This is a genomic window from Anaerococcus hydrogenalis DSM 7454, from assembly GCF_000173355.1.
GTDB classification, from domain to species: Bacteria; Bacillota; Clostridia; order Tissierellales; family Peptoniphilaceae; genus Anaerococcus; species Anaerococcus hydrogenalis.
In genome coordinates, this window is the sequence record NZ_ABXA01000044.1 from 86203 (window position 1) to 111527 (window position 25325).

The 25325-nt window shown below is 30.4% G+C and carries 21 protein-coding genes, 1 tRNA gene, 2 pseudogenes and 1 other annotated feature; of the genes and pseudogenes, 21 read left to right on the plus strand and 3 right to left on the minus strand.

The features are described from left to right. Positions 1-160 precede the first annotated feature (160 nt). The 13 genes and pseudogenes from ANHYDRO_RS08225 to iadA all read left to right on the plus strand — a co-directional run bounded on the left by ANHYDRO_RS08225 (position 161) and on the right by iadA (position 14216). A complete protein-coding gene (locus ANHYDRO_RS08225; RefSeq protein ID WP_039914471.1) occupies positions 161-1432 on the plus strand; it encodes an O-acetylhomoserine aminocarboxypropyltransferase/cysteine synthase family protein in 1272 nt (423 codons plus the stop codon). 54 nt (positions 1433-1486) lie between these two features. Continuing rightward, positions 1487-1710: a binding site (T-box leader), on the plus strand. A 72-nt stretch (positions 1711-1782) separates the two neighbouring features. After that, positions 1783-2589 (plus strand): transporter substrate-binding domain-containing protein, encoded by an 807-nt coding sequence (locus ANHYDRO_RS08230; protein ID WP_004815589.1) that lies wholly within the window; start codon positions 1783-1785, stop codon positions 2587-2589. 3 nt (positions 2590-2592) lie between these two features. Next, positions 2593-3300: an amino acid ABC transporter permease gene (locus ANHYDRO_RS08235; protein ID WP_004815590.1), complete on the plus strand. Its 708-nt coding sequence runs from the start codon at positions 2593-2595 to the stop codon at positions 3298-3300. Further along, positions 3293-4013, plus strand: a pseudogene (locus tag ANHYDRO_RS08240) (amino acid ABC transporter ATP-binding protein). The gene ANHYDRO_RS08235 and the pseudogene ANHYDRO_RS08240 overlap by 8 nt, the downstream one beginning before the upstream one ends. A 47-nt stretch (positions 4014-4060) precedes the next feature. After that, positions 4061-4150: transfer RNA gene (locus ANHYDRO_RS08245), tRNA-Leu, on the plus strand. Positions 4151-4530: 380 nt separating this feature from the next. Beyond that, on the plus strand, positions 4531-5949 hold the full coding sequence (locus ANHYDRO_RS08250; RefSeq protein ID WP_039914474.1) for an aspartate ammonia-lyase: 1419 nt from the start codon (positions 4531-4533) through the stop codon (positions 5947-5949). Positions 5950-5988: 39 nt separating this feature from the next. Further along, positions 5989-7269, plus strand: a complete 1281-nt coding sequence (locus ANHYDRO_RS08255; RefSeq protein WP_004815597.1) for a dicarboxylate/amino acid:cation symporter — start codon at positions 5989-5991, stop codon at positions 7267-7269. Positions 7270-7272: 3 nt separating this feature from the next. Next, entirely contained in the window at positions 7273-7989 is a 717-nt protein-coding gene (locus ANHYDRO_RS08260; RefSeq protein WP_004815599.1) for an aspartate/glutamate racemase family protein, read from the plus strand. A gap of 8 nt (positions 7990-7997) precedes the next feature. After that, on the plus strand, positions 7998-8906 hold the full coding sequence (locus ANHYDRO_RS08265) for a LysR family transcriptional regulator (protein WP_004815600.1): 909 nt from the start codon (positions 7998-8000) through the stop codon (positions 8904-8906). Between the two features lie 12 nt (positions 8907-8918). Next, positions 8919-10278, plus strand: a pseudogene (locus ANHYDRO_RS08270) (class II fumarate hydratase). Between the two features lie 10 nt (positions 10279-10288). Next, a complete protein-coding gene (locus tag ANHYDRO_RS08275; RefSeq protein ID WP_004815603.1) occupies positions 10289-11464 on the plus strand; it encodes an NAD(P)-dependent malic enzyme in 1176 nt (391 codons plus the stop codon). A 185-nt stretch (positions 11465-11649) separates the two neighbouring features. After that, on the plus strand, positions 11650-13092 hold the full coding sequence (gene nhaC, locus ANHYDRO_RS08280) for a Na+/H+ antiporter NhaC (RefSeq protein WP_004815606.1): 1443 nt from the start codon (positions 11650-11652) through the stop codon (positions 13090-13092). After that, the gene (gene iadA, locus ANHYDRO_RS08285; protein ID WP_004815607.1) at positions 13089-14216 is read left to right on the plus strand and encodes a beta-aspartyl-peptidase; all 1128 of its coding nucleotides are present in this window, start codon (positions 13089-13091) and stop codon (positions 14214-14216) included. Before nhaC ends, iadA begins: the two co-directional genes overlap by 4 nt. Positions 14217-14253: 37 nt before the next feature. On the opposite strand, the gene msrB is transcribed toward iadA, so the two are convergent. Next, on the minus strand, positions 14254-14688 hold the full coding sequence (gene msrB / locus ANHYDRO_RS08290; RefSeq protein WP_004815610.1) for a peptide-methionine (R)-S-oxide reductase MsrB: 435 nt from the start codon (positions 14686-14688) through the stop codon (positions 14254-14256). 121 nt (positions 14689-14809) lie between these two features. On the opposite strand from msrB, the gene ANHYDRO_RS08295 reads away from it, so the two are divergent. Next, positions 14810-16048 (plus strand): pyridoxal phosphate-dependent aminotransferase, encoded by a 1239-nt coding sequence (locus tag ANHYDRO_RS08295; RefSeq protein ID WP_004815613.1) that lies wholly within the window; start codon positions 14810-14812, stop codon positions 16046-16048. 263 nt (positions 16049-16311) lie between these two features. Here the strand turns inward: ANHYDRO_RS08295 and ANHYDRO_RS10915 are convergent, their stop codons facing one another. Both ANHYDRO_RS10915 and ANHYDRO_RS10920 read right to left on the minus strand, forming a co-directional pair. Continuing rightward, on the minus strand, positions 16312-17304 hold the full coding sequence (locus ANHYDRO_RS10915; RefSeq protein ID WP_004815616.1) for a hypothetical protein: 993 nt from the start codon (positions 17302-17304) through the stop codon (positions 16312-16314). Between the two features lie 8 nt (positions 17305-17312). Next, positions 17313-18053 carry a hypothetical protein gene (locus ANHYDRO_RS10920; RefSeq protein ID WP_004815617.1) on the minus strand — a complete coding sequence of 247 codons (741 nt, stop codon included), beginning with the start codon at positions 18051-18053 and terminating at the stop codon, positions 17313-17315. 255 nt (positions 18054-18308) lie between these two features. Between ANHYDRO_RS10920 and ANHYDRO_RS08305 the strand changes: the two genes are divergently transcribed. The 7 genes from ANHYDRO_RS08305 to pheT all read left to right on the plus strand — a co-directional run bounded on the left by ANHYDRO_RS08305 (position 18309) and on the right by pheT (position 25321). After that, positions 18309-19685 (plus strand): NAD(P)/FAD-dependent oxidoreductase, encoded by a 1377-nt coding sequence (locus ANHYDRO_RS08305; protein ID WP_039914478.1) that lies wholly within the window; start codon positions 18309-18311, stop codon positions 19683-19685. A 160-nt stretch (positions 19686-19845) separates the two neighbouring features. Continuing rightward, on the plus strand, positions 19846-20385 hold the full coding sequence (infC, locus tag ANHYDRO_RS08310; protein ID WP_039914480.1) for a translation initiation factor IF-3: 540 nt from the start codon (positions 19846-19848) through the stop codon (positions 20383-20385). Positions 20386-20395: 10 nt separating this feature from the next. After that, a complete protein-coding gene (rpmI, locus tag ANHYDRO_RS08315) occupies positions 20396-20596 on the plus strand; it encodes a 50S ribosomal protein L35 (RefSeq protein ID WP_004815623.1) in 201 nt (66 codons plus the stop codon). A 12-nt stretch (positions 20597-20608) separates the two neighbouring features. Then, positions 20609-20962, plus strand: coding sequence for a 50S ribosomal protein L20 (rplT, locus tag ANHYDRO_RS08320; protein ID WP_004815624.1), 354 nt, complete (start codon positions 20609-20611; stop codon positions 20960-20962). After that, positions 20962-21693, plus strand: coding sequence for a TrmH family RNA methyltransferase (locus ANHYDRO_RS08325; protein WP_004815627.1), 732 nt, complete (start codon positions 20962-20964; stop codon positions 21691-21693). Before rplT ends, ANHYDRO_RS08325 begins: the two co-directional genes overlap by 1 nt. A 218-nt stretch (positions 21694-21911) precedes the next feature. Next, positions 21912-22934, plus strand: a complete 1023-nt coding sequence (pheS, locus tag ANHYDRO_RS08330) for a phenylalanine--tRNA ligase subunit alpha (RefSeq protein ID WP_004815628.1) — start codon at positions 21912-21914, stop codon at positions 22932-22934. Between the two features lie 8 nt (positions 22935-22942). Next, positions 22943-25321, plus strand: coding sequence for a phenylalanine--tRNA ligase subunit beta (gene pheT / locus ANHYDRO_RS08335; protein ID WP_004815630.1), 2379 nt, complete (start codon positions 22943-22945; stop codon positions 25319-25321). The last annotated feature ends 4 nt before the right edge of the window (positions 25322-25325 follow it).

The window sequence follows — 25325 nt, forward strand, 5'->3', positions numbered from 1 at the left end:
CGTTACAGGGCTAGGCTATAAAATATTTTTCTTATTTAAAATATAGTAGCTGATGAGTTTATATGCGTGAGTATATAATAAATTAAGGTGGTAACACGAGTCTTCGTCCTTTTTAGGATGAGGGCTCTTTTTTATTATGGAAAATTATAAGGAGAGAAAAATGACTAAAAAATTTACAAAATTTGACACACTTTGCGCCCAAGCTGGATGGGATCCAAAAAATGGAGAAAGTAGGATTCCACCAATAAGCCAATCAACAACTTTTAAATATGATAGTCCAGATACCGTTGCAAATTTATTTGATTTGAAAGAAGAAGGATATTTTTATACAAGAATTGCAAATCCTACAGTAGATGCACTTGAGAAAAAAATTGCAGCCTTAGATGGGGGCCTTGCAGCAGTAGCAACATCAAGTGGGCAAGCAGCAAATCTTTTGGCAGTTTTAAATATTGCTAAAAGTGGGGATAATATTGTTGCAGTAAATAATATTTACGGGGGCACATTTAATTTACTTGGAAATATAATAAAAAATTTTGGTATAGAAACAAGATTTGTAGATTCAAATGACCTAGATCAATTAAAAAAGGCAATTGATAGTAAGACAAAACTTGTTTTTGGGGAGACTTTGTCAAACCCTAGAGCAGATGTAATTGATATCTCATCATATGCAGATGTTGCCCACAAAAATAATATTCCTCTAATTCTAGATAATACTCTTGCAACTCCTGCCCTTGTAAGACCGATAGATTTTGGTTGTGATATAGTAACTTATTCATCATCAAAATATTTAGATGGTCATGCAGCAGCTATGGGAGGAATTATTGTAGATTCTGGAAATTTTGATTGGAATAAGGGAGACTTTCCTTATCTTACAGTAGCTGATGAGTCTTATCATGGTTTAGTTTATACCGAACAATTTGGAAAAGCTGCTTATGCTGCAAGACTTAGGACAGTAGGACTTAGGGATATTGGATCAATAATTTCGCCATTTAATGCTTATCTTACCTTTTTAGGACTTGATACTCTTTCACTAAGATTGAAAAAAACAAGTGAAAATGCCCTTGAAGTTGCAAAATTTTTAGAAAAATCTGATAAGGTAGAAGCTGTAAATTATGCCTATTTACAATCAAGCAAAAACTATGAACTTTCCAAAAAATATTTAAAAGCTGGTGGAGGGCTTATATCTTTTGAGATAAAAGGAGGACGTGAAAAAGCTAAGAAATTTATAGAAAAATTAGAACTTTTAAGCTTATGTGTTCACGTAGCAGATTTAAGATCCTACGCCCTTCATCCTGCAAGCTCAACCCACAGGCAGTTATCTGATGACCAATTAAAAGAAGTAGGAATTGGGTCGAATTTGATAAGATTATCAATTGGAATAGAAGATGTAGATGATATTTTGGCAGATATAAAAAATGCCTTAGAAGATTAAATTGAAAAAATATTTGACAAATATTCCAATTGTTATATAATTCTACTAAAGTAAATAAATGCATCGAAAAGAAGAGTAGTTTTGTGAAAGCTTAAAGCGAATCCTGTAGAGTGTAAGAGGATAAGTGGAAGCAAAATGAAGAGAAACTTGGAGCATGTGGAAGTAAAAAATCCATACGGGAACTCCCGTTACAGAGTAAGAGTATAATTTGTACTTATTGAGTTCTGTTTTGTAAAAAATAGAAAAATTTGGGTGGTATCGCGATCTTCGTCCCTTTGGGACGGAGATTTTTTTAATTTTCGGTAATATTTATTTGCTTAATTTAGATTAAAAAAAGAAAAGAGGAAAAAATGAAAAATTTAAAGAAAATATTGTTGGCCTTTGTAACTACTACTTTATTAGTTTCATGTTCAGGAAAAGATCAAAAAGGTAATTCAAACGAAAGTGACCTATCAAATAATTCAAACAAGAAAGTTTCATCAGAGATTGTAAGCGATGGGGTAATAGATCTTGGAACAAGTGCTGATTTCCCACCATACGAATTTTTTGATGATAACAATAAAATTGTAGGGATTGATGCTGAGATTGCACAAGAAATTGGAAAAAAACTAGGCGTGGAAGTTAAAATCAAAGATATGGACTTCTCATCTATTATTGCATCAATAGAATCAGGCAAACTTGATGGAGGAATTGCAGGAATTACTGCTAATGAAGACCGTAAGAAAAATGTAAATTTCTCAGATACTTATGGAAAATCTGTCCAAAAAGTTATTGTTAAAAAAGATTCTTCTTTCAAAAATCCAGAAGATTTGAAAGGAAAAAAAGTTGCAAGCCAACTTGGTTCAACTGGTGAAGCCGCAGCTAAGGATACTTATGGAGAAGAAAAGGTTCAATCTTTTAGCAAAAACATGGATGCAATCGTAGCTTTAAACAATGATAAGGTTGATGCAGTTGTACTTGACGATCAAGTAGCAGAAAAATTTGCAGCTGCAAACAAAGACTTAAAAGTTTTGGATAAAGAATTAGCAAAAGATGAATATGCCATTGCCCTTGATAAGAAAAACGACAAATTATTAGAAGAAGTAAACAAGGCTATTGATGAGCTTAAAAAAGACGGAACAATTGACAAAATTTTTGAAAAATACATGGATAAATAAAAAATGCAAAGTTTTTTACAAGCAATAGAAAAGAATTTAATACAAGATAATAATTACAAGTATTTGATAGATGGTTTAAAAACTACCCTATCAGTTACCCTAATTTCTTTAATTCTTGCCCTAATTTTTGGTATGACTATAGCCATAATCAAAGATTATGACAAGAATTTGGATAAAAACGATAAGGGATTAAAAGTTACATTAATAAAAATCCTTTCAAAAATTTTAAATATTTTTGTAACAATAGTAAGGGGTACTCCTTCAACAATCCAACTTCTTATTATATATAATGTAATTTTGGCAAACACAGACTCCTTATTTTTGGTAGCTGTTGTAACATTTACAATCAATTCATCAGCCTATATGTCAGAAGTATTTAGGGGTGGAATAAACTCTGTTGATAAGGGAGAAATTGAAGCTGCTAGAAGCTTGGGCTTATCTTATGAAAAAACAGCAAAACTTGTTGTAATACCTCAAGCTATGAAAAATTCCCTACCAGCCTTAGGAAATGAAGTTATAACCTTATTCAAGGAAACATCAATTTCAGGATTTATTGGCCTAGTAGACTTGACAAGGGGAGCTGGAATAATAATATCAAGAACATTTTCAGCAGCAATTCCCTATCTTGCAGCAGCGCTCATATATTTACTAGTTGTCTTATTACTTGAAAAAATATTTAAAAAATTAGAAGAGAGGATGGCCCATGATTAAAGTAGAAAATTTAAAAAAAATCTTTCAAAGAAAAAGAAGTTTTAAAGGGAATAGATTTAGAAATAAATAAGGGCGATATACTTGCAATAATTGGACCATCAGGATCAGGAAAATCAACCCTACTTAGGACCTTAAACAAACTAGAGAAAAAAACAAGTGGAAATATTTATTTTGAAAATAAAAATATAGATGAGCTTGATGTAAACAAACTAAGAGAAAAAGTAGGTATGGTTTTTCAACAATTTAATCTTTTTTCAAATATGACCATATTAGAAAACCTATTAGTTGCACCCTTAAATACAAAAAAAATGCAAAAAAATCAGGCAGAAAAAAAAGCTCTAGACTTGTTAGAAAAAATTGGCCTATCAGATAAAAAAAATTCATATCCAAAAGAACTTTCTGGTGGACAAAAACAAAGAATAGCAATAATAAGAGCCCTAATGATGGAACCTGATTTGATTTTATTTGATGAACCAACAAGTGCCCTTGATCCAGAAATGGTAAAAGATGTACTAGATTTGATGAAAGATTTAGCAAACGATGGAATGACAATGGCAATAGTAACTCACGAGATGGAATTTGCCAAACAAGTCTCAAACAAAATAATAATAATGGATGATGGGGAAATAGTAGAAGAATCCCAAAATCCAAAAGAATTTTTTGAAAATCCAAAAGAAAAAAGAAGTAAGGAATTTCTATCAAAAGTTTTATAAAAAAATTGACAAAGCTATCATATATTGGTATTATATAAGGGTAGCTTGCAGGATTGGCGGAATTGGCAGACGCGCAAGACTAAGGATCTTGTGTCCGATTTTAGGACGTGGAAGTTCAAGTCTTCTATCCTGCACCAGATTTAAGCACTCAAAAGTGAGTGCTTTTTTTGTGCTTATTTTTAAAATTCAATTAATCTGCTTTTGTAAGTTTTGTATTTTTATAATTATTTTAATGCAATAAATAAAAATAATTAGTTATAATTTTATCTATTAGGAAAAGCTTTTACCAAAAACATTTTCACTATAAATTTTTTAATTCTTGAAAAAAATTCTAGTTTTTAGTAAATCCAAATACTTTAAAAACTAATATTATAAGTTTGAACTTATGATTTTGATTATAAATTAATAATTTTACTAAAAGAAACGTTTTCTATATAATTAAATTTGAAAACAGATACTAATATTTATTATAATTGAAGAGGATTCAAAATAATTAAGTGAATTTATGGAGGAAATTATGACTAAGTTTCGTAGAGAACATGATTCTGTTGGTGAGATGGATATTTTAGAAAATGCTTATTATGGTGCAAATGCAAAAAGAGCAGAAGAAAATTTCCCAATTACAGGCCTTAAAGCTGATGATAAATTTTTAGATGCTATGGTTGAGGTTAAAAAAGCTGCAGCTACTGAAAATGAAAAATTGGGCCTAATATCTACAGATCAAAAAGATGCAATACTTTATGCTTGTGAAAAACTTTTAGAAGGCGAGTATAGGGATAATTTTATTGTTGATCCAATCCAAGGCGGAGCTGGAACAAGTTATAACATGAATACTAATGAAATTATTGCAAATATAGCAAATGAAAAACTTGGTGGAGGTCTTGGAGTTTACGATAAAGTTCATCCAAATGATGACGTAAATAAAGGACAATCTACAAATGATGTTATTCCAACAAGTGGAAAAATTGCTCTTGTTAGATATTTTATGGAACTTAAAGATGAATGTGAAAAACTTTTAGAATCTTTTGAAAGAAAAGCAAAAGAATTTAAAGATGTTTACAAAATGGGCCGTACTCAACTTCAAGATGCAGTTCCAATAAGTTTGGGCCAAGAATTTAATGCTTATCATTCTGTTATTAAAAGAGATTATGAAAGAATGGATAAGGCAATAGAGGCTTTGTCAAGTGTAAACTTGGGAGCAACTGCAATTGGAACAGGCCTTAATGCTGATGCTACATATGTAAATGAAATAGTTGATGTATTAAAAGAAGTTACAGGTCTTGATTTAAAACAAGCAGAAGATTTGGTTGATGGAACACAAAACTTGGATGGATTTTTATATGCATCATCAATTTTAAAAACTTTTGCAGTATCACTTTCAAAAATCTCTAACGATTTAAGACTTATGTCTTCAGGTCCACAAACAGGAATTGGTGATATTAATTTACCTGTCAGACAAGCAGGATCTTCTATTATGCCAGGAAAAGTTAATCCAGTTATACCAGAAGTTGTAAGCCAAGTTGCCTTTGCAGTTTGTGGAAATGATACTACTGTAACTATGGCAGTTGAAGCTGGACAATTAGAACTTAATGCTTTTGAACCAGTTATATTTTATAAACTTTTTGAATCTCTAAGAGCTTTAAAGGGTGCAATCTATACTCTAAGAATTAATTGTATTGATGGAATTACAGCTAATAAGGAATTATTATTAGAAGAAGTTGAAAAATGTGTAGGACTTGTTACAGCCCTTGCTCCACATATTGGATATGAAAAATCAAGCGAAATTGCCCACAAGGCACAAGATACAGGAAAAACTGTAAGAGAACTTGTTCTTGAAGAAAAATTATTGGGTGAAGATGAACTTGATAAAATATTAGACTTCAAAAAAATGATTACACCAGGAATCTTAGAAGAGGATAAATTGGATGAAAAATAAATATTAGGAGGATTTTATGACTACAAATGAAAAAAGAAAATGAGCCCAACTAAAAAAATATTATTTTCAATGCTCATTGGTCTTGTAGTAGGTATTGCACTTCATTATATAGTTCCAGATGGATATTTTAAAAAATCTGTTTTGATTGATGGTGTATTTTTCCTATTTGGACAAGGTTTTGTTAGATTATTACAAATGCTTGTAGTACCACTTGTATTTTTCTCAATTGGTACTGGTGTTATGCAAATGAGAGATATTTCTCAATTTGGAAGAGTTGCTGTTAGAACTTTAGTTTTATATTTAATAACAACAGCCATTGCTATAGCTATAGCTTTATTTTTAGCAAAATTATTAAAACCAGGTGTTGGTATGAACCTTGCTGAAGCTACAAAGTCAGCAGCACCTGCAGCTGAGGCAGAAGAAGCTCCAACCTTAATAGAAACTTTGGTAAATATTATCCCAAAAAATCCTATTGAATCACTAGCAAACGGTGATATGCTTCAAGTAATTTTCTGGGCATTTTTATCTGGTATAGTTATAGGAAAATTTGGTCAAGAATTAAAATTATTAGAAGACTTTATGAATGTTGGAAATGATTTTATGATGAAAGTTACAGCTTTAGTAATGAAGGCAGCACCTATCGGTGTATTTGCACTAATTGCTAGAACATTTACAGATATAGGACTTGGAATAGTAGGACCACTTCTTACTTTCTTGGGAGCAGTTTTAGGATCAATGTTAATATTAATTGTTTTAGCATATATACCATTAATTGCCTTAACATCAAAAACAAGCCCAAGCCATTTCTTGAAAAAAGTATTTCCGGTTTACACCTTTGCTTTTTCATCAGCATCATCGAATGCAACAATTCCATTAACCCTATCATCATGCGATACACTAGGAGTACCAAGAGAAATTTCATCATTTACAATTCCACTTGGTGCAACAATTAACATGAATGGTACAGCAATCTATCAAGGTTGTGCAGTAATATTTATAGCAAATGCTTATGGAATAGATTTAACATTTGGAAACTTAGTAACAGTTATTTTGACAGCTGTTTTATCATCAATTGGTACAGCAGGAGTTCCAGGAAGTGGAATGATAATGCTATCTATGGTTCTATCATCAGTAGGACTTCCAGTTGAAGGTGTAAGTTTGATTATGAGTGTTGAAAGAATAGTAGATATGTTTAGAACAGCTTTAAACGTAACAGGAGACGTTGTTTCAACTTTCGTATCAGCAACAGCAGAAAAATTATTAGATAAAGAAAGATACCTATCTGATGAAAAACCAGAAATGGAAGAAGTAAACTTTTAAATTATGAAAAATTTCTTTGTAATTTTAGGAGGAATGGGGACTTTAGCAACAACCAATTTTTTAAATGATTTAAATAAGGCTTATAAACCAAATTCGGATCAAGAATATTTAAATTATATGGTTTTAAATCATGCTACAATCCCCGATAGGACCTCCTTCATATTAAAAAAATCAGAAGAAAATCCCTATGATTTTCTAAAAGAAGATGTAGAAAGTGTTGATAAATTAAATCCAGATTTTTATGTAATAACTTGTAATACAGCACATTTTTTCTATGATGATTTGCAAAAACTTACCAAAAAGCCAATTATAAATATGATTGAGCTTGTTGAAAATAAGCTAAATGAGCTAAAAAAACCTTCTACTATAGGACTCTTTGCAACTGAAGGAACTATTAAGAGTCGCTTATTTACAGATATAATAGAAAGATGTGGCCACAAAGCCTTAGTATCCTCAAAAGAACTTCAAGAAAATATTAATGCTTGCCTTTATAAGGATGTTAAGGAAAGTGGACAAATAAATTTTAAAAGATACCACAAAATACTGGATAAAATGTTAGAAGAGGGAGCAGATTATATTATAATCGGCTGCACTGAAGCTTCATATATTAATAGTGAAGATGAAAAAAGAGATTCTTATCCTATTATTGATAGTGAAAAAGAATTAGTAAATGAAAGTTTGAAATTAGGACTAAAACTTCAAAAAAATATTGAAATTTAGGAGTAGATATGTCAGAAATAGACTTAGAATATATAAGAGCTATATTGAAATATGGATCTATAACTTCCGCTTCAAAAAAAATTTATATTTCCCAATCAGCCTTAAGCCAACACATTATAAGGATTGAAAAAAAATTGGGAGTTAAGATATTTAACAGGGATTTTAAACCTATGAAGCTTACTGAAGCAGGTCTTATATATAAAAAGTCTCTTGAAGATATAGAAAAATTAAAAGAAAATACTCTTTTAAAAATAGAAGAAATAAATAAGTTGAAAATAGGAGAACTTTCAATAGGTTCTACTGATTATCAAACTTATTTTTTCCTATCTAAAATTTTAAATGAGTTTAATAAGGATTATCCAGGTATAAAAATCAAACTTGTTGAAGCTAAAACAGATCAACTTAATCGTTTTGCAAGAAATGGAATTTGTGATTTTGCAATTACCTATGAAACAGATAAATATGATGATTTAGAAAGTATAAACCTTTATAGGGAAAATGTATATTTGGCCATGTCGACCAAAAATCCTTTAAAGAAAGATTTGAAGGGAAAAGGACAAATTAAATGGGTAGAGTCAAAAAAACTTTTAGGTCAAAATATTATAAGAATGAAGAAGGGACAAAATTTAGTATTACAATATCAAGAACTTGATAAATTTACAGAAAACTCTTTAAAAACAGTACTTGAAACTGACTCTATATTTATAGCTCAAAAATGTGTAAGGGAAAATTTTGGACTTGCAATTCTTCCTGAATCAATGTTAAAGGAAGAAAGGGATGATTTAATATATTTTAAATTAAAAGAAGGTTTATCATCAAGAACTACCATGATAAATTATTGTAAATATCACAAATTAAAAAGAATAGCAAATATTTTTATTGATAGATTAAAAGAATATGCTAAAGAAGAATTTTAAAAGAGGTAAAAAATGAAATTTAGACAAGAAGAAGATTCTCTAGGAATCGTTAATGTTCCAGCTGATCATTTTTGGGGAGCTCAAACTGAAAGATCTTTAGAAAATTTTCCTCAAGAAGTTGAAAAAATGCCACATTCCCAAATTATGGCCATAGCTAGTATAAAAAGATGTGCTGCTATTGTAAATAATAGAGAAGAAAAATTAGATGATAAGAAAAAAGATTTGATTGTAGATGCGTGCGATAGGATTTTAAAAGGGGAATTTGACGAAGAATTTCCACTAACAGTTTGGCAAACAGGTTCTGGTACCCAAACCAATATGAATGTCAATGAAGTTATAAGCCATATTGCAAATGAAAATGAAAAAATCATCCATCCAAACGACCATGTAAATATGAGCCAATCTTCAAATGATGTTTTTCCAACTGCAATGCATCTTTCAACTTACAAGAATTTATCAGATAAATTATTGAAGGAATTGCCAAAAACAATTGAGGCGATTAAAAAATTGGAAGAGGATAATAAAGATATTATTAAAACTGGAAGAACCCACCTTCAAGATGCAACACCAGTAAAACTTTCTCAAGAAATTTCTGCATGGAGAACTTGCCTTGAAAGAGATTTGAAAGTTTTAGAAGAAGTAAAAGAAGAGCTAACCTACCTTGCTATAGGTGGTACTGCTGTTGGAACAGGAATAAATGCCGAAAAAGAATTTGGTGATGAAATGGCAAAAGAGCTTTCAGAGTTATATGAATTTGAATTTAAATCTGATGAAAATAAATTTTACCAATTATCATCAAAATCAGCCCTAGTAAATGTTCATGGAACAATAAAGGCTCTTGCAACTGATCTTTATAAGATTGCAAATGATATAAGATTTTTATCTTGTGGACCAAGATGTGGAATAAGTGAGCTAACAATTCCAGCTAACGAACCAGGTTCTTCAATAATGCCAGGAAAGGTAAACCCAACCCAAGTTGAATCAATAACTATGATTTGTATAAAAATAATGGCAAATGATTTTGCTATATCAATGGCAAATACTCAAGGTCAATTACAACTAAATGCCTACATGCCTTTAATAATTCATTCAATGGATAATTCAATTACCCTTTTATCTAAGTCATTAAAATGTTTTAGGGAAAAATTATTAGAAGGCCTTGTAGCTAATGAAAAAAATATTGAAAAAAAATCTAGAAAATTCACTTATGCTTGTGACAAGTCTTTCACCACATATTGGCTATGATAAGGCAAGCAAGATTGCAAAATATGCCTTTAATAATAATCTAACATTAAAAGAAGCAAGCCACGAACTTGGTTACTTAAAAGATAGCGAATTTGACGAATTAGTAAAACCAGAAAAAATGGTATAAGGAGAGAAAAATGGAAAATGTAAAAGAAAAAGCACTTGAATTACACAAAGAAATACAAGGAAAAATTTCAACAGAATTAAAAGCAAAATTAGAAAACAAAGACGACTTATCTTTAGTTTACTCACCAGGAGTAGCTGAACCTTGTAAAAAAATCCACGAAAACGAGGATGACGCTTATATTTATACTGGAAAAGCAAATACAATAGCAGTAATTTCTGACGGAACAGCTGTATTGGGACTTGGAGATATTGGTCCAAAGGCTGCACTTCCTGTAATGGAAGGTAAGGCTTGCTTGTTTAAAAAATTTGGTGGACTTAATGCAGTTCCACTTGTAATTGATACAACAGATACTGAAGAAATTATAAAATTTGTAAAACAAGTTGCACCAACTTTTGGTGGAGTAAACCTTGAAGATATTTCTTCACCTAGATGTATAGAAATAGAAACAAGATTAAAAGAAGAATTAGATATTCCAGTTTTCCACGATGACCAACATGGTACAGCTATAGTTACAATTGCAGCTTTAATAAATTCCTTAAAATTAGTAAATAAAAAACCTGAAGAATGTAATGTAGTTATATCAGGAGTAGGAGCTGCAGGTTCATCAATTGTAAGGATGTTAAATGATTTTGGAATCAACGATATTTACGCTTTCAATTCAAGAGGAATCTTAAAAGAAGGAGAAGAATATTCAAAAGATTTATATAACAAACTTGCAAAAGAAACAAATAAAGAAAATAAAGATCTCACATTGGAAGAAGCTATGGCAGATGCTGATATTTTTGTAGGAGTTTCTGTGCCAAATAAGGTAAGCAAGGAAATGGTAAAATCAATGAGACGTGATCCAATAGTTTTGGCTATGGCAAATCCAGATCCAGAAATTACCTATGAAGATGCAAAAGAAGCTGGAGCAAAAGTTGTTGGAACTGGAAGAAGTGATTATCCAAACCAAGTAAATAACGTTTTAGCTTTCCCAGGACTTTTTAAAGGTGCCCTATCAGTTCATGCAACAAAAATTACAGAAAAAATGAAAGTTGCAGCTGCTGAAGCTATAGCAAGTTTAATTCCAGACGAAAAAATTTCAGAAGATTATGTTATCCCATCAGCGTTTGATTTGGGAGTTGCAGATGTTGTAGCAGAAGCTGTTGCAAAATGTGCAAGAGAAGAAGGAATTTCTCAAAAATAATAATTTTTTATCTAACCACTGACTTTTTATAAGTTGGTGGTTTTTTATTTTTATAAAAATTCAGCAAGTATAAATAAAAAGATAAAAAATAACAAATTAATTTTTTGTTTTAATTGTTTGACGTATAGATTGGTTTTATTATATAATAGTTTAAAATGATAAAAAAATTAGTGGAGGAATAAAAAATGGAAAAAAAGAAAGTTAAACCGACGACATTCCAGGCGATATCGCCCTTGGTTATTATGATTGTGCTTCTTACAATTGGAGTAGGATTTTTAAAATTAAGGGCAGAGCCAATAATATTAATTTGTGCTAGTATTGCAAGTATAATAGCAATAAAATTGGGCAACACCTGGGAAGAATTACAAAAGGGAATTATAGAAAAAATCGCATCAGCCCTTCCTGCTACTTTAATTTTGTGGTCAGTAGGACTTTTGATAGGGGCTTGGATGTTTTCAGGTACTGTTCCTATGATTATTTATTATGGTGTTCAAATTATTAACCCAAGATTTTTATATGTAAGTGCCTTTTTAATAACTGCAGTTTTATCTACAGTTACAGGAACATCATGGGGATCTGCAGGAACAATTGGTGTTGCTATTATGGGAATTTCACAAGGACTTGGTATGAACTTAGCCGTAACTGCAGGGGCAGTTGTAGCAGGATCTTACTTTGGAGATAAATTATCACCATTTTCAGATACAACAAACCTAGCTCCTCTTGCAGCAGGATCACAATTGTATGATCACATCAAACACATGCTTTATACAACTGTTCCTGCAGCTATTGTTTCGATAATAGTATATTTAATTGTTGGTATTTCTTCAAAATCAACAGGAGCAAGCACTGAATCTGTAAAAATTATTCAAAGCCAACTTTCTGGAATTTATAATTGGAATATAATTTTACTACTACCTGTTTTATTTATGTTAATCGGATCAGTATTAAAATTTCCAACCCTACCAACCATGATTGTAAACTCCTTGGTATCAGTTGTAATCGGAATTTTTGTTCAAGGATTTAGCTTAAAAGATGGATTTATTTCTATGATTAATGGATTTAATGTAGAGATGACAGGATTTGATGGAAAAATTATTGATGATATCTTAACTCTAATAAACAGAGGTGGGGCAGTTTCCATGACTACAACAACAGTTTTGGTATTTTGTTCTATGGGATTTGCTGGAGTTATGTCAACATCTGGTATGCTTGATGTTGTTTTGGATGCAATTTTGACAAGGGTAAAGACAACTTTTGGAGTAATATTATCAACAATAGCTTCATGTTTTACAGTTGCCTTTGTAACAGGAAATTCTTACCTTTCAATTTTAATTCCTGGAGAATTATTCAGAAAAGTTTATCTTGAAAGAAATCTTCATCCTAAAAACTTATCAAGGACTCTTGAAGATTCTGGAACAGTATTAGTTCCATTGATTCCTTGGTCTGCAGCTGGTGCCTACATGGCAGCAACTCTTGGTGTAGATACTTTGACCTATCTACCTTGGGCAGTTTTAAATTATATGGGAATAGTATTTGCCATAATTTTGGCCTTTACAGGAATTGGAATTACTAAAATAAATGAAAAAGAAAAAGAAGAATTTTTAATAGCAGAAGGTGAAAAAGTATGATTTTAATTAAAAATGTAAAAATCCTTGGTAATAATGAATTGAAAAATATTTTGATAGCCAATGAAAAAATAGAAAAAATATTTGAAGGAGATTGTGATTATCCTTTTGATGAAATATATGATGGAGGAGGGAAAACTCTTATACCTGGATTAATTGACCAACACATCCACATAACCGGTGGTGGTGGAGAAGGTGGATTTGAAACAAGGGTACCAGAGATTACCCTTTCAAAATTAATTGAGGCAGGAATAACAACTGTAGTTGGACTTTTGGGAACAGATTCTGAAACAAGAAGCGTAGAAAATCTTGTGGCAAAATCATTGGCCCTAACAAATGAAGGAATAAAAACATATTCTTTAACAGGATCTTACGCTTATCCATCACCAACTATTACTGGATCTATAAAAAAAGATATAATTTTTGTAAATCAACTTATAGGAGTAAAAATTGCAGCAAATGATCACAGGGACTCTTGCCTTGATTATAAAGAGCTACAAAGAATTGGGGCAGAAGCAAGGGTTGCTGGAATGATTTCTGGTAAAAGTGGCCATGTAACAATTCATATGGGAAGTGGAAAATTTTATTTTAATCAAATTAATGATGCCCTAAAATATTCAAATCTACCTATTACAGTATTTAGGCCAACCCATGTAAATAGGGATAAAAAACTCTATGCTGAGGCCTTAGAATTTGCTCAAAATGGTGGCTATATAGATTTAACTTCAGGAATAAATAAAGATTTCCCAGATAGCTTGGCTTATAAAATGGCAAAGGAAAAAAATGTTTTAGATAAAATTACCTTTTCATCAGATGGATTTGGTTCATGGTCAAATTATGATGATGAAGGAAATCTAATAGAAATTGGATACTCACCAGTTGATACTGGAATAAAGGCAATTAAAGAAATTGTAGCTGATGGAGAAAATTTAGAAGATGCAATCAAGCCTTTTACATCTAACGTTGCGAAAGTATTAAAGCTTGACAAGGAAGTTGGATTTATTAAAGAAGGCTATATAGCAAACTTACTTTTACTGGATAAAAATTTAGATATTGACGGGGTAATTTCTGAAGGTAAGTTTATGAAAAAAGATAAAAAAATCCTAAAAAAAGGATCATACGAATAAAAAAAAGCAGAAATAAATTTTCTGCTTTTTTTAATATTTATTCAAATAAATAAAGATATTCTTCGTATCCTTCTTCTTTTAATTTCTTTTTTGGGATAAATTTTAAACTTGCACCGTTTATGCAATACCTTAATCCTCCCATTTCTTTAGGTCCATCATTAAAAACGTGGCCTAGGTGTGAGTTTGCTTTTTTGGATTTTACTTCAGTTCTTACCATGCCGTGAGATAAATCTTCATTTTCTTTTATATTATCTTCTAGTGGCTTTGAAAAAGAAGGCCAGCCGCAACCAGAATCAAACTTATCTAAAGATGAAAATAAAACTTCTCCACTTACAATATCTACATATATACCATCCTTATAAAAATCATCATAAACACTAGAAAAAGGTTTTTCTGTACAAGCATTTTGTGTAACCTCATAAGATAGTCTAGATAGCTTATTTATTTTATCTTGCTTTAATTTTTCATCCATAACATCCTCCTTACAAACATTTTACTAATTTATAATAAATTAAGCAATCTTTTTTACTTTCAAAAATAAATAAAAAATGATACAATATTTTAAATAATAATGAAAAATAAAGGGGAAAATTATGGGAAAAAATATTATAGCAGACCATGCAAAATGGCCTAGACTTGAAGATGAAATTTTCAAGATTAGCGGCGAGTGTAAGAAGGCAATAGAAAAAAAAGGTAGGGATAAGGTAATTAACTCTACCCTTGGAACCTTAATTGATGATGATGGAAATATTATTGCCTTTGATAGTGTTTATGATACCTTAAAAAATATGGATAAAAAAGACATAGCAAGCTATGGGGCCATAGAGGGCGATAAAGATTTTCTAAGTTTATTAATTGATAAATGTTTTGGTCCTTATAGGCCTGATGGATATATTAGATCTATTGCAACAGCTGGTGGAAGTGGGGCGGTAAGACATACTTTTTGGTCACTTTTGGATGAGGGAGATTATGTTATTTGTCCAAATTGGTATTGGCCAGCTTACCAAACCATGTGCGAGGAGTATAATAGAGAATTTTTAAATTATGAATTTTTGGATAAAAATTATGAATTTAATTTACAAGAATTTACAAAAGCCTTGGATTATGCTTTGGAAAAAAGGGATAGGGTTTTGTGTGTGTTTAATTCACCAGCAAATAATCCTACCGGTTTTACAATTAGTGATTCTATGTGGGATAAAATTTTAAAAATTATAGACCAAAGGGCAGTTGAGGGTAAATTTATTAGTATTTTGTTGGATGTTGCCTATATTGAATTTGCAGGTGATGGAAGTCAAAAGAAATTTTTCCAAAAGTTTGGGTCATTAAAGGAAAATATAATTACATGTATTGCTTATTCTATGAGTAAATCTTATACTGCCTATGGTTTAAGGTCGGGTGCTTGTATAATTGTTTCTTCAAATGAAGAAATTGCAGATAGCCTTTTTGACTCAATGAAACATTCTAACAGGGCAATTTGGTCAAATATTACCCATGCAGGGATGAATATATTGGTTGATATTGAAAAAGATGAGAAAAAGAAAAAATCTTATGCTGATGAGCTTGAATTTTATAGGATTATGCTTGAAAAAAGGGCAAGGGCCTTTGTGGAAAATGCAAAGAAAGTTGGCCTTGTTAGCCTTCCATATTTTGGTGGATTTTTCATTTCTGTTCCATGTAAAAATTCAAAGAAAGTTTCTGAAAAATTAAAAGAAAAAGATATGTATATAGTTGCAAACAAAGAAGGACTAAGGTTTGCTCTTTGTGCAGTAAGTGAAGAAAAATGTAAAATTTCCCCAAGACTTATAAAAGAAGCTATTGATGAAATAAATTAAAAAATAGCCCCAATTAATTTTGGGGCTCAGAGCGTAGACAAACCCTCAAGCACGAATATCTAACTCCAAAAATTGTTGATTTCTAAATTTAAAATTCTAAAATTGCAAACTCGCTAACGCTCGAACAGTGCGATTTTTGACGAATTTTTAAATTTGAAATTAAATCAATTTTTTTCGTATGATATTCTTAGCATGAGGATTTGTATACTTTGTCAACAGTCTGAGTCCCAATTAATTTTGGGGCTATTTTTTTATAAAAGATTTTACATTTTTTTAATTAATTCAAAAAGCTCGATTGCGGCAGATTTTGGTCCTTCAAATTGCATATGGTCAAGGCCTAATTGGGTTTTAATTGTTCCAACCTTAATTTCATTTTCAAATAGATTATCAAAATACTTATCTAATAATTTATCGCATTCTTCTCTTTTTTGAACAGGTCCAAATGGATTAGCAAAATATGTTTGAACAAGGCCCTTTTCTGTTGTTGTTCCTTTGGCAAGTCTTGCTCCTCTTTTGAAAACTCTTAGGGCTTCTTTTTTATTATCAAAAAGTTCTATTGAGTTGCAATTATCTAAAACTGCTGAATAATTGTCTGCATACAAGAAGAAGTCTACAGGATAACCTAAATTAATTTCATCAAAGGTTGCAACCGGCATAATTAATCTAGAATTAATTTTATCTGGATTCATAAAAATTGACCTGTCGATTTGTTTGAAGGCATAGCCTGCATCAAGGTCATCAAGCCTTACAAAGGCACCGATTTCTGTTCCGTAAGCATAAACTTTTCCATTTTTAATCCTAAAAGATCCCATATCATCAAAGACAATGGTCATTTCCTTTATATAATCTTTAGCAAGAGACCTAAAAGCTTCTATTGATTCGCTTTTTCCAGCCCCGCTATCACCAAGAATTACAATATTTACAGTCTTACCATTTTGCAAAACTACTGAAAGACCTGCCCCGTGAATTGGTAAATATCCTTTTTTAATATTGATAACATTATTTAAAGTTAGTACCATTTTTTTTAAATAGCCGAAATAATCAATTTTCTCACAATAGGCAATATATCCTACATATAATTTATTTTCCTCATCATAATAAAAAGAATTCTTCTTATTTCCCTTATCCTTTGGTCCGTAAACATAAATAGCATCAGGTTTTTTATTTTCTATTTCATCTACATCTGCAAGTTCAAAAAGGTTGGATGCAGAAACTCCGTGAGTTAATAGGTCCCTGTGAAAATAAATATAAATCAAATTATCTCCTACCTTAGCAGGATAGCAGAAAAAATGTTTTGGATTAATTTTGTTTTTAAAATAGGATTTTCATAAACTTCCTCAAAAACCCCGTCCCTTTTATTGGATTTTGTATAGGTTATGTATGGAGTTTCAATCATAACTTGGGTTATAAAACAAACATCATTTAAAAACTCATAAGCTTTTGGATATTTTTTGTTAAAATTTCTAATCATAATAGAAGCATCAGCAGCAGCTGGAACTTGTCTATAAACCTTTGGCCATTCTCCCAAAATGCTCATTTCAATCCTTCTATAAGCTTGAAGGATCATATTTTTTAACTTTTCATTAATTTCAACAAAATTTACAACCCCAACACCCCTAGCATCTTCCTTTTGTTCGATTATGGAATATCTTTCTAAATTTCTCCAATAATTATAAAATTCCTCAACTATTTTTAATAAGCCGTATTTTTCCTTATTCAAATTGTGGTACTTATTTATTTTTGATGAAATTTCATCGATATTCATAACAGTTAGAAGTTTTAAAATATCAGTTAGCTCTTTTGCAAGAGAATCCACTGAAGAATTTATGAAAAATTGTTCTATGTAGGCGTAGACCCTGGTTGATTCTTTTTTATGATAATTTATAAATGATTTTGTCAAATCTAAAAAAGAATCACTATTTAAAAGTTCATTTACATCATTAAAAAATTGTTCAGACAAATTTAAAATTGCCTTGTTACCTGTAATTGAAAAATCTTTACTCATTACTTTCCCCTTTTTTCTTTTCTATATTTATTTATAATTTTTACTAATTATATATCAGCTGGTCTATAAAAACAAGGAAAAAAAAGCTAAATAAAAACGTATTGGATTAAAAAAATATAAGCAAAGGTCCCAAGACCGATTGAAAGCAATAAATTTCTATAAATTATATCACAAATGTAAAAAAAATAGGAAAATTTCATTTTTATTTTTTAAAATGCTATAATTATTATGTATGTTAAAAAAGAAAGGATTATTATGAGAGAATATGACGTTGTTGTAGTAGGTAGTGGAGCAAGTGGATCCTTTATGGCCTACGAATTTACTAAATTAAATTCTGACAAAAAAGTTTGTGTAATAGATGAAGGAAGAAAAGTTAAGGCAAGAAGATGTCCGATTTCAGAAGGAAAAGTTGATTCTTGTATCGGATGTAAACCTTGTAATATAATGTATGGATTTGGTGGAGCAGGAACCTTATCTGATGGAAAATATAACATAACAACAAATTTTGGTGGAGATTTACATAATTATATTGGAGAAAAGAAAGCTTTAGAATTAATGGAATATGTTGATTCTGTTTTGATGGATTTTGATAAGGGAGATGCCACACTTTATTCAACAGAAAATACTGATTTAAAAAGAGAGTGTTTGAAAAATGACCTTCACTTATTAACAGCAAAAGTTCGTCACTTTGGTACAGAAAGAAATAGGGAAATTTTACAAAAAATCTATGATTATGTAAAAGATACAATAGATTTTGACTTTATGACAAAAGTTTTAAGTGTAGATTTTGAAGATGGGTATTACTTTGTAAAAACTGACAAGGACGAAACAATAAAATGTAAGTATTTAGTTCTTGCAGCAGGAAGATCTGGATCAAAATGGATTTCAGAAACTTGCCAAGAATTTGATGTCGAAATGAAAAAAAACAGAGTAGATATAGGAGTTCGTGTAGAAGTACCTGCAGAAGTTTTTAAACACATAACAGATAAAGTTTATGAGGCAAAAATTGTATATCAAACAAAACAATACAATGATTTGGTAAGAACTTTTTGTATGAACCCATACGGTGAAGTTGTAACAGAAAATACAAATGGAATTATAACTGTAAATGGTCACTCATACGCAAATCCAGAACTTCAAACAGAAAATACAAACTTCGCCCTTTTGGTTACAAATAGATTTACAGAACCATTCAAAGATTCCAATGAATATGGAGAATCTATAGCTAAAGTTTCAAATATGCTTGGTGGTGGAGTTTTGATGCAAAGATTTGGAGATTTAGTTAAAGGAAGAAGATCTTCAGAAAGAAGGATGAAAAAATCTTTCCTAAGACCAACCTTAAATGCAACAGCAGGAGACTTATCATTAGTTATGCCAAAAAGACAATTGGACGATATAATAGAAATGATTTATGCTCTTGATAAAATTGCACCAGGAATGGCAAATGATGATACACTCTTATATGGAATAGAAGTTAAATTCTATAACTCAGTTGTAGAAGTAAATGAAGAATTTGAAACAAGTCAAAATAATTTATTTGTTCTTGGTGATGGATCAGGAGTAACTCACTCCCTATCCCAAGCATCAGCATCTGGTGTAGAGATGGCAAGAATAATAAATGATAGAAAATAAAAATTTGACAAAAAAAGAAAATTCTTGTATCATAGCAAAAGAGAGTTAAAGAAGTACCCGATACTCACCTGCCGACATTTAGTTTTCAGGTTACAATCTCTATTAGAATATTTCTAATTATATTGTAAATTTTATGGGTACTTTGAGTACCCATTTTTTTATGCGAATATTTGGAGGTAAGATTATAAAAGATTTAAGAATTAATGACGAAATAAGGGACAATAAGCTTAGACTTATAGACGAAGATGGATCACAAATTGGTGTTGTATCAAAAAATGAAGCTTTAGATAGAGCTTATGATAAACATCTTGATTTAGTCTTGATGTCACCAAATGCTAAGCCACCAGTTGCAAGAATAATGGACTATGGAAAGTTCAAATATGAACAAGAAAAAAAAGCTAAAGAAAATAAGAAAAAACAAAAAACAACTCAAACAAAAGAAACAAGATTTAGCTTAAATATAGAAGACCATGATCTTGAAACCAAGGCTAATCATACAAAGAAATTTTTAAACAATGGCGACAAAGTTAAAGTTTCTGTAAGATTTAAGGGTAGAGAATTGGGTCATAAAAACTTAGGCTATGATTTATTAGATAAATTTATGGAATTTGTAGGAGATTGTGCACAAGTTGATAAGAAACCAGCAATGGAAGGAAGATCACTAGTATTATTTATCTCACCAAATACCGAAGAAAATTAGGAGGAATAAAATGGCTAAAAATAAAATCAAAACAAAAAGAGCAGCTGCAAAAAGATTTAAAGTAACAGGCAGTGGAAAAATAAAAAGACATAAAGCTTACAAGGGACACCTTACTGCTAAGAAAACACCAGCTAGAAAAAGAAGATTAAGAAAATCAACAATAGCTGCAAAAGGTGATGCTAAAAACATCAAAAGATTATTAAACATCTAATAGGAGGAAATAATGGCAAGAGTTAAAAGAGCATTAAACGCTAAAAAAAGACATAAAAAAGTTCTTAAACAAGCTAAGGGTTACTACGGTTCAAAATCATTACTTTTCAAAACTGCAAACCAAGCAGTAATGAAATCTTTACAATATGCTTATATTGGAAGAAAAAGAAGAAAAAGAGATTTCAGAAAATTATGGATTGCAAGAATAAATGCAGCAGCAAGAGCAAATGGAACAAGCTATTCAAAATTAATGGGAAATCTTAAAAAAGCAAACATTGATATCAACAGAAAAATGCTTGCAGAAATTGCTGTATCAAACCCAGAAGAATTTACAAAATTAGTAGAGATTGCTAACCAAGCAGCTTAATGATAATAAAATCAGAATCTAACGAAAAATATAAGTATATAAATAAACTTAAAAAGAAGAAATACAGAAAAAAGTTTAAATCTTTCATAGTTGAGTCTATAAAAATAGTTGACCAAATCCCAGAAGATTTTGAATGTGAATTTATTTTTGTAAACGAGGATATGAAAGATTATAAAACTGATTTTAAAAAGATAGTTTTTTCAAATAATTTATTTGATAAACTATCTTTGCTTGAAAATCCTGAGGGAGTTTCAGCTGTTTTAAAAATGAAAGATAAAAAAGAAATTTCTTCAAAGAAGGTATTACTTTTAGATCATATGCAAGATCCGGGAAATCTTGGCACCATAATTAGAAGTGCTGAGGCTTTTTCTTTTAAAGATATAATTTTTCTAAATAATTGTGTAGATTTATACAATGAAAAAACTATAAGGGCTAGCATGGGGTCTATTTTTAGGTTAAATTTTATTGATTTAGAATTAGAAGATGTAAAAGATTTAATTAATAAAGATTATAAGCTGATTTTAGCTGATATGGATGGAAAATCAGTAGATTATTTTAAATCTTGTGATAAAATAATATTAGCCATAGGAAACGAGGCTAATGGAATAAGCAAGTCTTTAAAAGATTTGTCAGATGATTTTGTTTCCATAAAAATGGATGGAGAAATCGAATCATTAAATGCAGCTATAGCTGCATCAATACTGATGAATAATTTTAGCCAAAGCGGATAAAAGCTGTACTATTCAAGCAAAGCAAGTGGTAGATGATGAAAGGCCACCTTGTAACGGTATAGAAATTCACCGCCTAGCTTCGATACGAATTAAAAGTAGTTGAGACGGTAATGCGTTATAATTATTGAGTGGATTAAAAAATCAAATTAGGTGGTACCGCAGATAAGTCTGTCCTTTTATAGGGCAGTTTTTTTGTACAAAAAATTAAAGGAGTTAAAATGAAAGAACAATTAGAAGCCTTAGTTAAAAAAGCAAGTGAGGCTATTGAAAAAAGTGAAGATTTAAAAACTCTTGACGATTTAAGAGTTAAATATCTTGGTAAAAAAGGAGAAATTACTTCACTAAAGAAAAATATTTCAAAATTACCAAATGATCAAAAGCCAATGGCAGGAAAACTAATAAATCAAACTTCAAAAGAAGTTGAAAATAAACTTGAAGAAAGAAAAGAAGAAATCAAAAAAAATCTTTTAGAAAAAAAAGTTAAGGAAGAAAAAATTGATGTAACAGCAAATTTTGACCTTTATTCTAGTGGACATTTATCAGTTATTAATCAAACAATGGCAGAGCTTGAAGAAATTTTCCAAAATATGGGCTTTGATGTTGTAGAAGGACCAGAAATTGATACAGTGAAAAATGTTTTTGATGATTTAAATTCACCAAAAAATCACCCTTCAAGATCACTTTCTGATACTTTTTATATAAATGAAAATACTCTTCTTCGCCCTCACACATCAAGTATGCAAATTCGTGTGATGAATGAGGGAAAACTTCCTATAAAAATGGTTTCAGCTGGAAGAGTTTTTAGAAACGACGAAGTAGATGCAACTCACTCACCAATGTTTCACCAATTAGAATGTTTGGTTGTAGATGAAAATGTATCACTTGCAAATTTAAAAGCAACTCTTGAAACTTTTATAAAAGAAATGTTTGGAGATGATATGAAAATGCGTTATCGTCCTCACCATTTCCCATTTACAGAACCATCTCTTGAAGTTGATGTAACTTGTCCAATTTGTGGTGGTAAGGGATGTCCTGCTTGTTCAAATACAGGTTGGTCAATGGAACTTTTGGGTGGAGGAATGGTTCATCCAAATGTACTTGAAAATTGTGGGATAGATAGTGAAAAATATACTGGTTTTGCCTTTGGTCTTGGTGTTGATAGAATTGCCATGGTTAAGTACGGACTAGATGATATTAGATTACTATTTGATAATGACAAAAGATTTATTGAGCAATTCTAGGAGGGATTATGTTAGTACCTTTAATTTGGCAAAATGATTATATAAAATTAGACGAAGATTTAAAAACAATTACAGATAGACTATCAGAAACAGGTTCCCACGTTGAAAGTGTAAATTTTATTTCTGATAAACTTGAGGGACTTGTTGTTGGAAAAGTTTTAAAACAAGAAAAACATCCAAATGCAGATAAGTTATTTGTTCTTACAATTGATGTTGGAGAAGAAATTACCATAGTAACTTCTGCAAAAAATACAAAAGAAGGCGACTATCTTATAGTAATAAAATCAGGCTCAGAAATTAACGGACAAAAAATTGATGACCATGATTTCTTTGGAATAGTAAGCCAAGGCATGCTTACATCATACAAAGAAATTGGCTATGATGATTCTGTTGTTGAAAAAAAATCAAAGGATGGAGTTATAGTTTTATCTGGTGAATTTAATCCAGGAACACCTGCAGTTGAAGTTTTATTTTCAAATACACCAGTAATTGAATATGAAATTACTCCAAATAGACCTGATTGTCTTTCAATTATAGGAATGGCAAGAGAATCTGCAGCATCTTTTGATAAAAAAATCACCTATCCATCAACAGAATATCCAACAGTTTCTGATAAAAAAGATCAGTATTTTAATGGGATAGAAATTAAATCTAAAAATTGTAAAAGATTTACAGGAAGAATTGTTAAAAATGTAAAAATTGGCGAATCTCCACAATGGCTTAAAAATTGTTTGATGCTTGCTGGGATGAGACCTGTAAATAATGTTGTAGATATTACAAATTTTGTAATGCTTGAAACAGGACAACCTCTTCACGCTTATGACCTTGAAACTTTACATGATAGAAAAATTATTGTAAGGGATGCAAAAGAAGGTGAAGTTATTAAAACTCTTGATGGAGAAGAAAGAAAATTAAATGAGGAAGTTCTAGTAATTTCTGATGGAAAAGAAGCAATTGGTCTTGCAGGAATTATGGGATCAATGGATAGTGAAATTACAGAAGATACAAAAACTATCCTTCTTGAAGCTGCTAATTTTGATTCTGATAATATTAGAAAATCTTCTAAATTTTTAAATTTAAGATCTGAGGCTTCATCAAGGTTTGAAAAGGAAATTTCTGTAGAAAATGCAGAATTTGCATCAAAAAGAGCTATGAAACTTATAACAGATCTTGGAATTGGAGATGTTTTAGAAGATCATTTTGATGAAGGAATAAAAGAAAGTCCAGAAAACAAGGTAAAACTTAGGATTTCTAGATTAAATTCTTTAATTGGAAGAGAGTTTTCAAAAGATGAGGCAATTTCTTATTTAAAATCTTTAGAATTTGAAGTTAGAGATATTGACGATGATACAATTGAAGCAAAAATTCCAGATTTTAGAATGGATATTTCAATTGAGGCAGATTTAATTGAAGAAGTTGCAAGACTTTATGGAATGGGAAAAGTTGAATCTAAACCACTTTATTCATCTTTACAAAGGGGAGAGAAAACTTCAATGAGACTTTTAAAAGATGAATTGAAAAATAATTTATTTGGACAAAAATTCTCAGAAATTACAACCTATTCTTTTATTTCTCCAAGAGATTATGACAAATTATTGGTTGATGAAAATTCTAAATTAAGAGATTATATAAAAATTATAAATCCTTTGGGAGAAGATTATTCTGTAATGAGGACGACTCTTCTTTCAAATATGCTTGATACTTTTTCAAAAAATATTGCAAAAAAACAAAAAGATTTAAGGTTTTATGAAATTGGAACAACCTTTATTAAAGGTGGAGATGATCTTCCAGAAGAAAAACAATACTTGACCATGGGTCTTTATGGAGATTATTCTTTCTATGATTTGAAAGATTTCTTTATTAAAGCTATGAATAAGACTGGTTTTAAAGGATTTAGGTTTGAAACTGAAGAAAATATCAAAACTTTCCACCCAGGAAGGTGTGCAAATATTTATTTAGATGGTCAAAAAATTGGTATAATGGGACAAATTTCTTATGAAGTTATGGAAGAATTTAAAATTAAAAATCCTGCCCTAGCCTTAGAAATTAATCTTTCTATGATTAAGGATAAAAAAATTGACCAAGTTAAGTATAAGGCTCTTTCAAAATTCCCATCTATTCTTCGTGATTATTCATTTACTTGTGATAGGGATGTAGAAAGTCAAAGCATTGAAGATAAGATCATTGAAAAAGCTGATGGCTTGGTAAGAAATATAGAAATATTTGATATCTACACAGGAGATCAAATTGAAGAAGGCAAAAAATCTATTTCTTACAAGGTAGCTTATGGTAAAAATGATGCAACTTTAAAAGATGAAGAAGTTGAAAAAATTGAAAAAGCATTTTTAGAAGATTTAAGTAAGGAAAATATAAACTTGCGTAGTTAGGAGT

What these genes read in the sequence shown, in the direction of transcription:
- ANHYDRO_RS08295 (WP_004815613.1), top strand. Translation starts at nt 14,810, where the DNA reads ATGGGAAAAAATATTATAGCAGACCATGCAAAATGGCCTAGACTTGAA.
- rpmI (WP_004815623.1), top strand. Translation starts at nt 20,396, where the DNA reads ATGGCTAAAAATAAAATCAAAACAAAAAGAGCAGCTGCAAAAAGATTT.
- ANHYDRO_RS08325 (WP_004815627.1), top strand. Translation starts at nt 20,962, where the DNA reads ATGATAATAAAATCAGAATCTAACGAAAAATATAAGTATATAAATAAA.
- ANHYDRO_RS10920 (WP_004815617.1), bottom strand. Translation starts at nt 18,053, where the DNA reads ATGAGTAAAGATTTTTCAATTACAGGTAACAAGGCAATTTTAAATTTG.
- infC (WP_039914480.1), top strand. Translation starts at nt 19,846, where the DNA reads ATGCGAATATTTGGAGGTAAGATTATAAAAGATTTAAGAATTAATGAC.
- pheS (WP_004815628.1), top strand. Translation starts at nt 21,912, where the DNA reads ATGAAAGAACAATTAGAAGCCTTAGTTAAAAAAGCAAGTGAGGCTATT.
- msrB (WP_004815610.1), bottom strand. Translation starts at nt 14,688, where the DNA reads ATGGATGAAAAATTAAAGCAAGATAAAATAAATAAGCTATCTAGACTA.
- ANHYDRO_RS08265 (WP_004815600.1), top strand. Translation starts at nt 7,998, where the DNA reads ATGTCAGAAATAGACTTAGAATATATAAGAGCTATATTGAAATATGGA.
- nhaC (WP_004815606.1), top strand. Translation starts at nt 11,650, where the DNA reads ATGGAAAAAAAGAAAGTTAAACCGACGACATTCCAGGCGATATCGCCC.
- ANHYDRO_RS08255 (WP_004815597.1), top strand. Translation starts at nt 5,989, where the DNA reads ATGAGCCCAACTAAAAAAATATTATTTTCAATGCTCATTGGTCTTGTA.
- ANHYDRO_RS08305 (WP_039914478.1), top strand. Translation starts at nt 18,309, where the DNA reads ATGAGAGAATATGACGTTGTTGTAGTAGGTAGTGGAGCAAGTGGATCC.
- ANHYDRO_RS08230 (WP_004815589.1), top strand. Translation starts at nt 1,783, where the DNA reads ATGAAAAATTTAAAGAAAATATTGTTGGCCTTTGTAACTACTACTTTA.
- ANHYDRO_RS08235 (WP_004815590.1), top strand. Translation starts at nt 2,593, where the DNA reads ATGCAAAGTTTTTTACAAGCAATAGAAAAGAATTTAATACAAGATAAT.
- pheT (WP_004815630.1), top strand. Translation starts at nt 22,943, where the DNA reads ATGTTAGTACCTTTAATTTGGCAAAATGATTATATAAAATTAGACGAA.
- ANHYDRO_RS08225 (WP_039914471.1), top strand. Translation starts at nt 161, where the DNA reads ATGACTAAAAAATTTACAAAATTTGACACACTTTGCGCCCAAGCTGGA.
- ANHYDRO_RS08250 (WP_039914474.1), top strand. Translation starts at nt 4,531, where the DNA reads ATGACTAAGTTTCGTAGAGAACATGATTCTGTTGGTGAGATGGATATT.
- rplT (WP_004815624.1), top strand. Translation starts at nt 20,609, where the DNA reads ATGGCAAGAGTTAAAAGAGCATTAAACGCTAAAAAAAGACATAAAAAA.
- ANHYDRO_RS08275 (WP_004815603.1), top strand. Translation starts at nt 10,289, where the DNA reads ATGGAAAATGTAAAAGAAAAAGCACTTGAATTACACAAAGAAATACAA.
- iadA (WP_004815607.1), top strand. Translation starts at nt 13,089, where the DNA reads ATGATTTTAATTAAAAATGTAAAAATCCTTGGTAATAATGAATTGAAA.
- ANHYDRO_RS08260 (WP_004815599.1), top strand. Translation starts at nt 7,273, where the DNA reads ATGAAAAATTTCTTTGTAATTTTAGGAGGAATGGGGACTTTAGCAACA.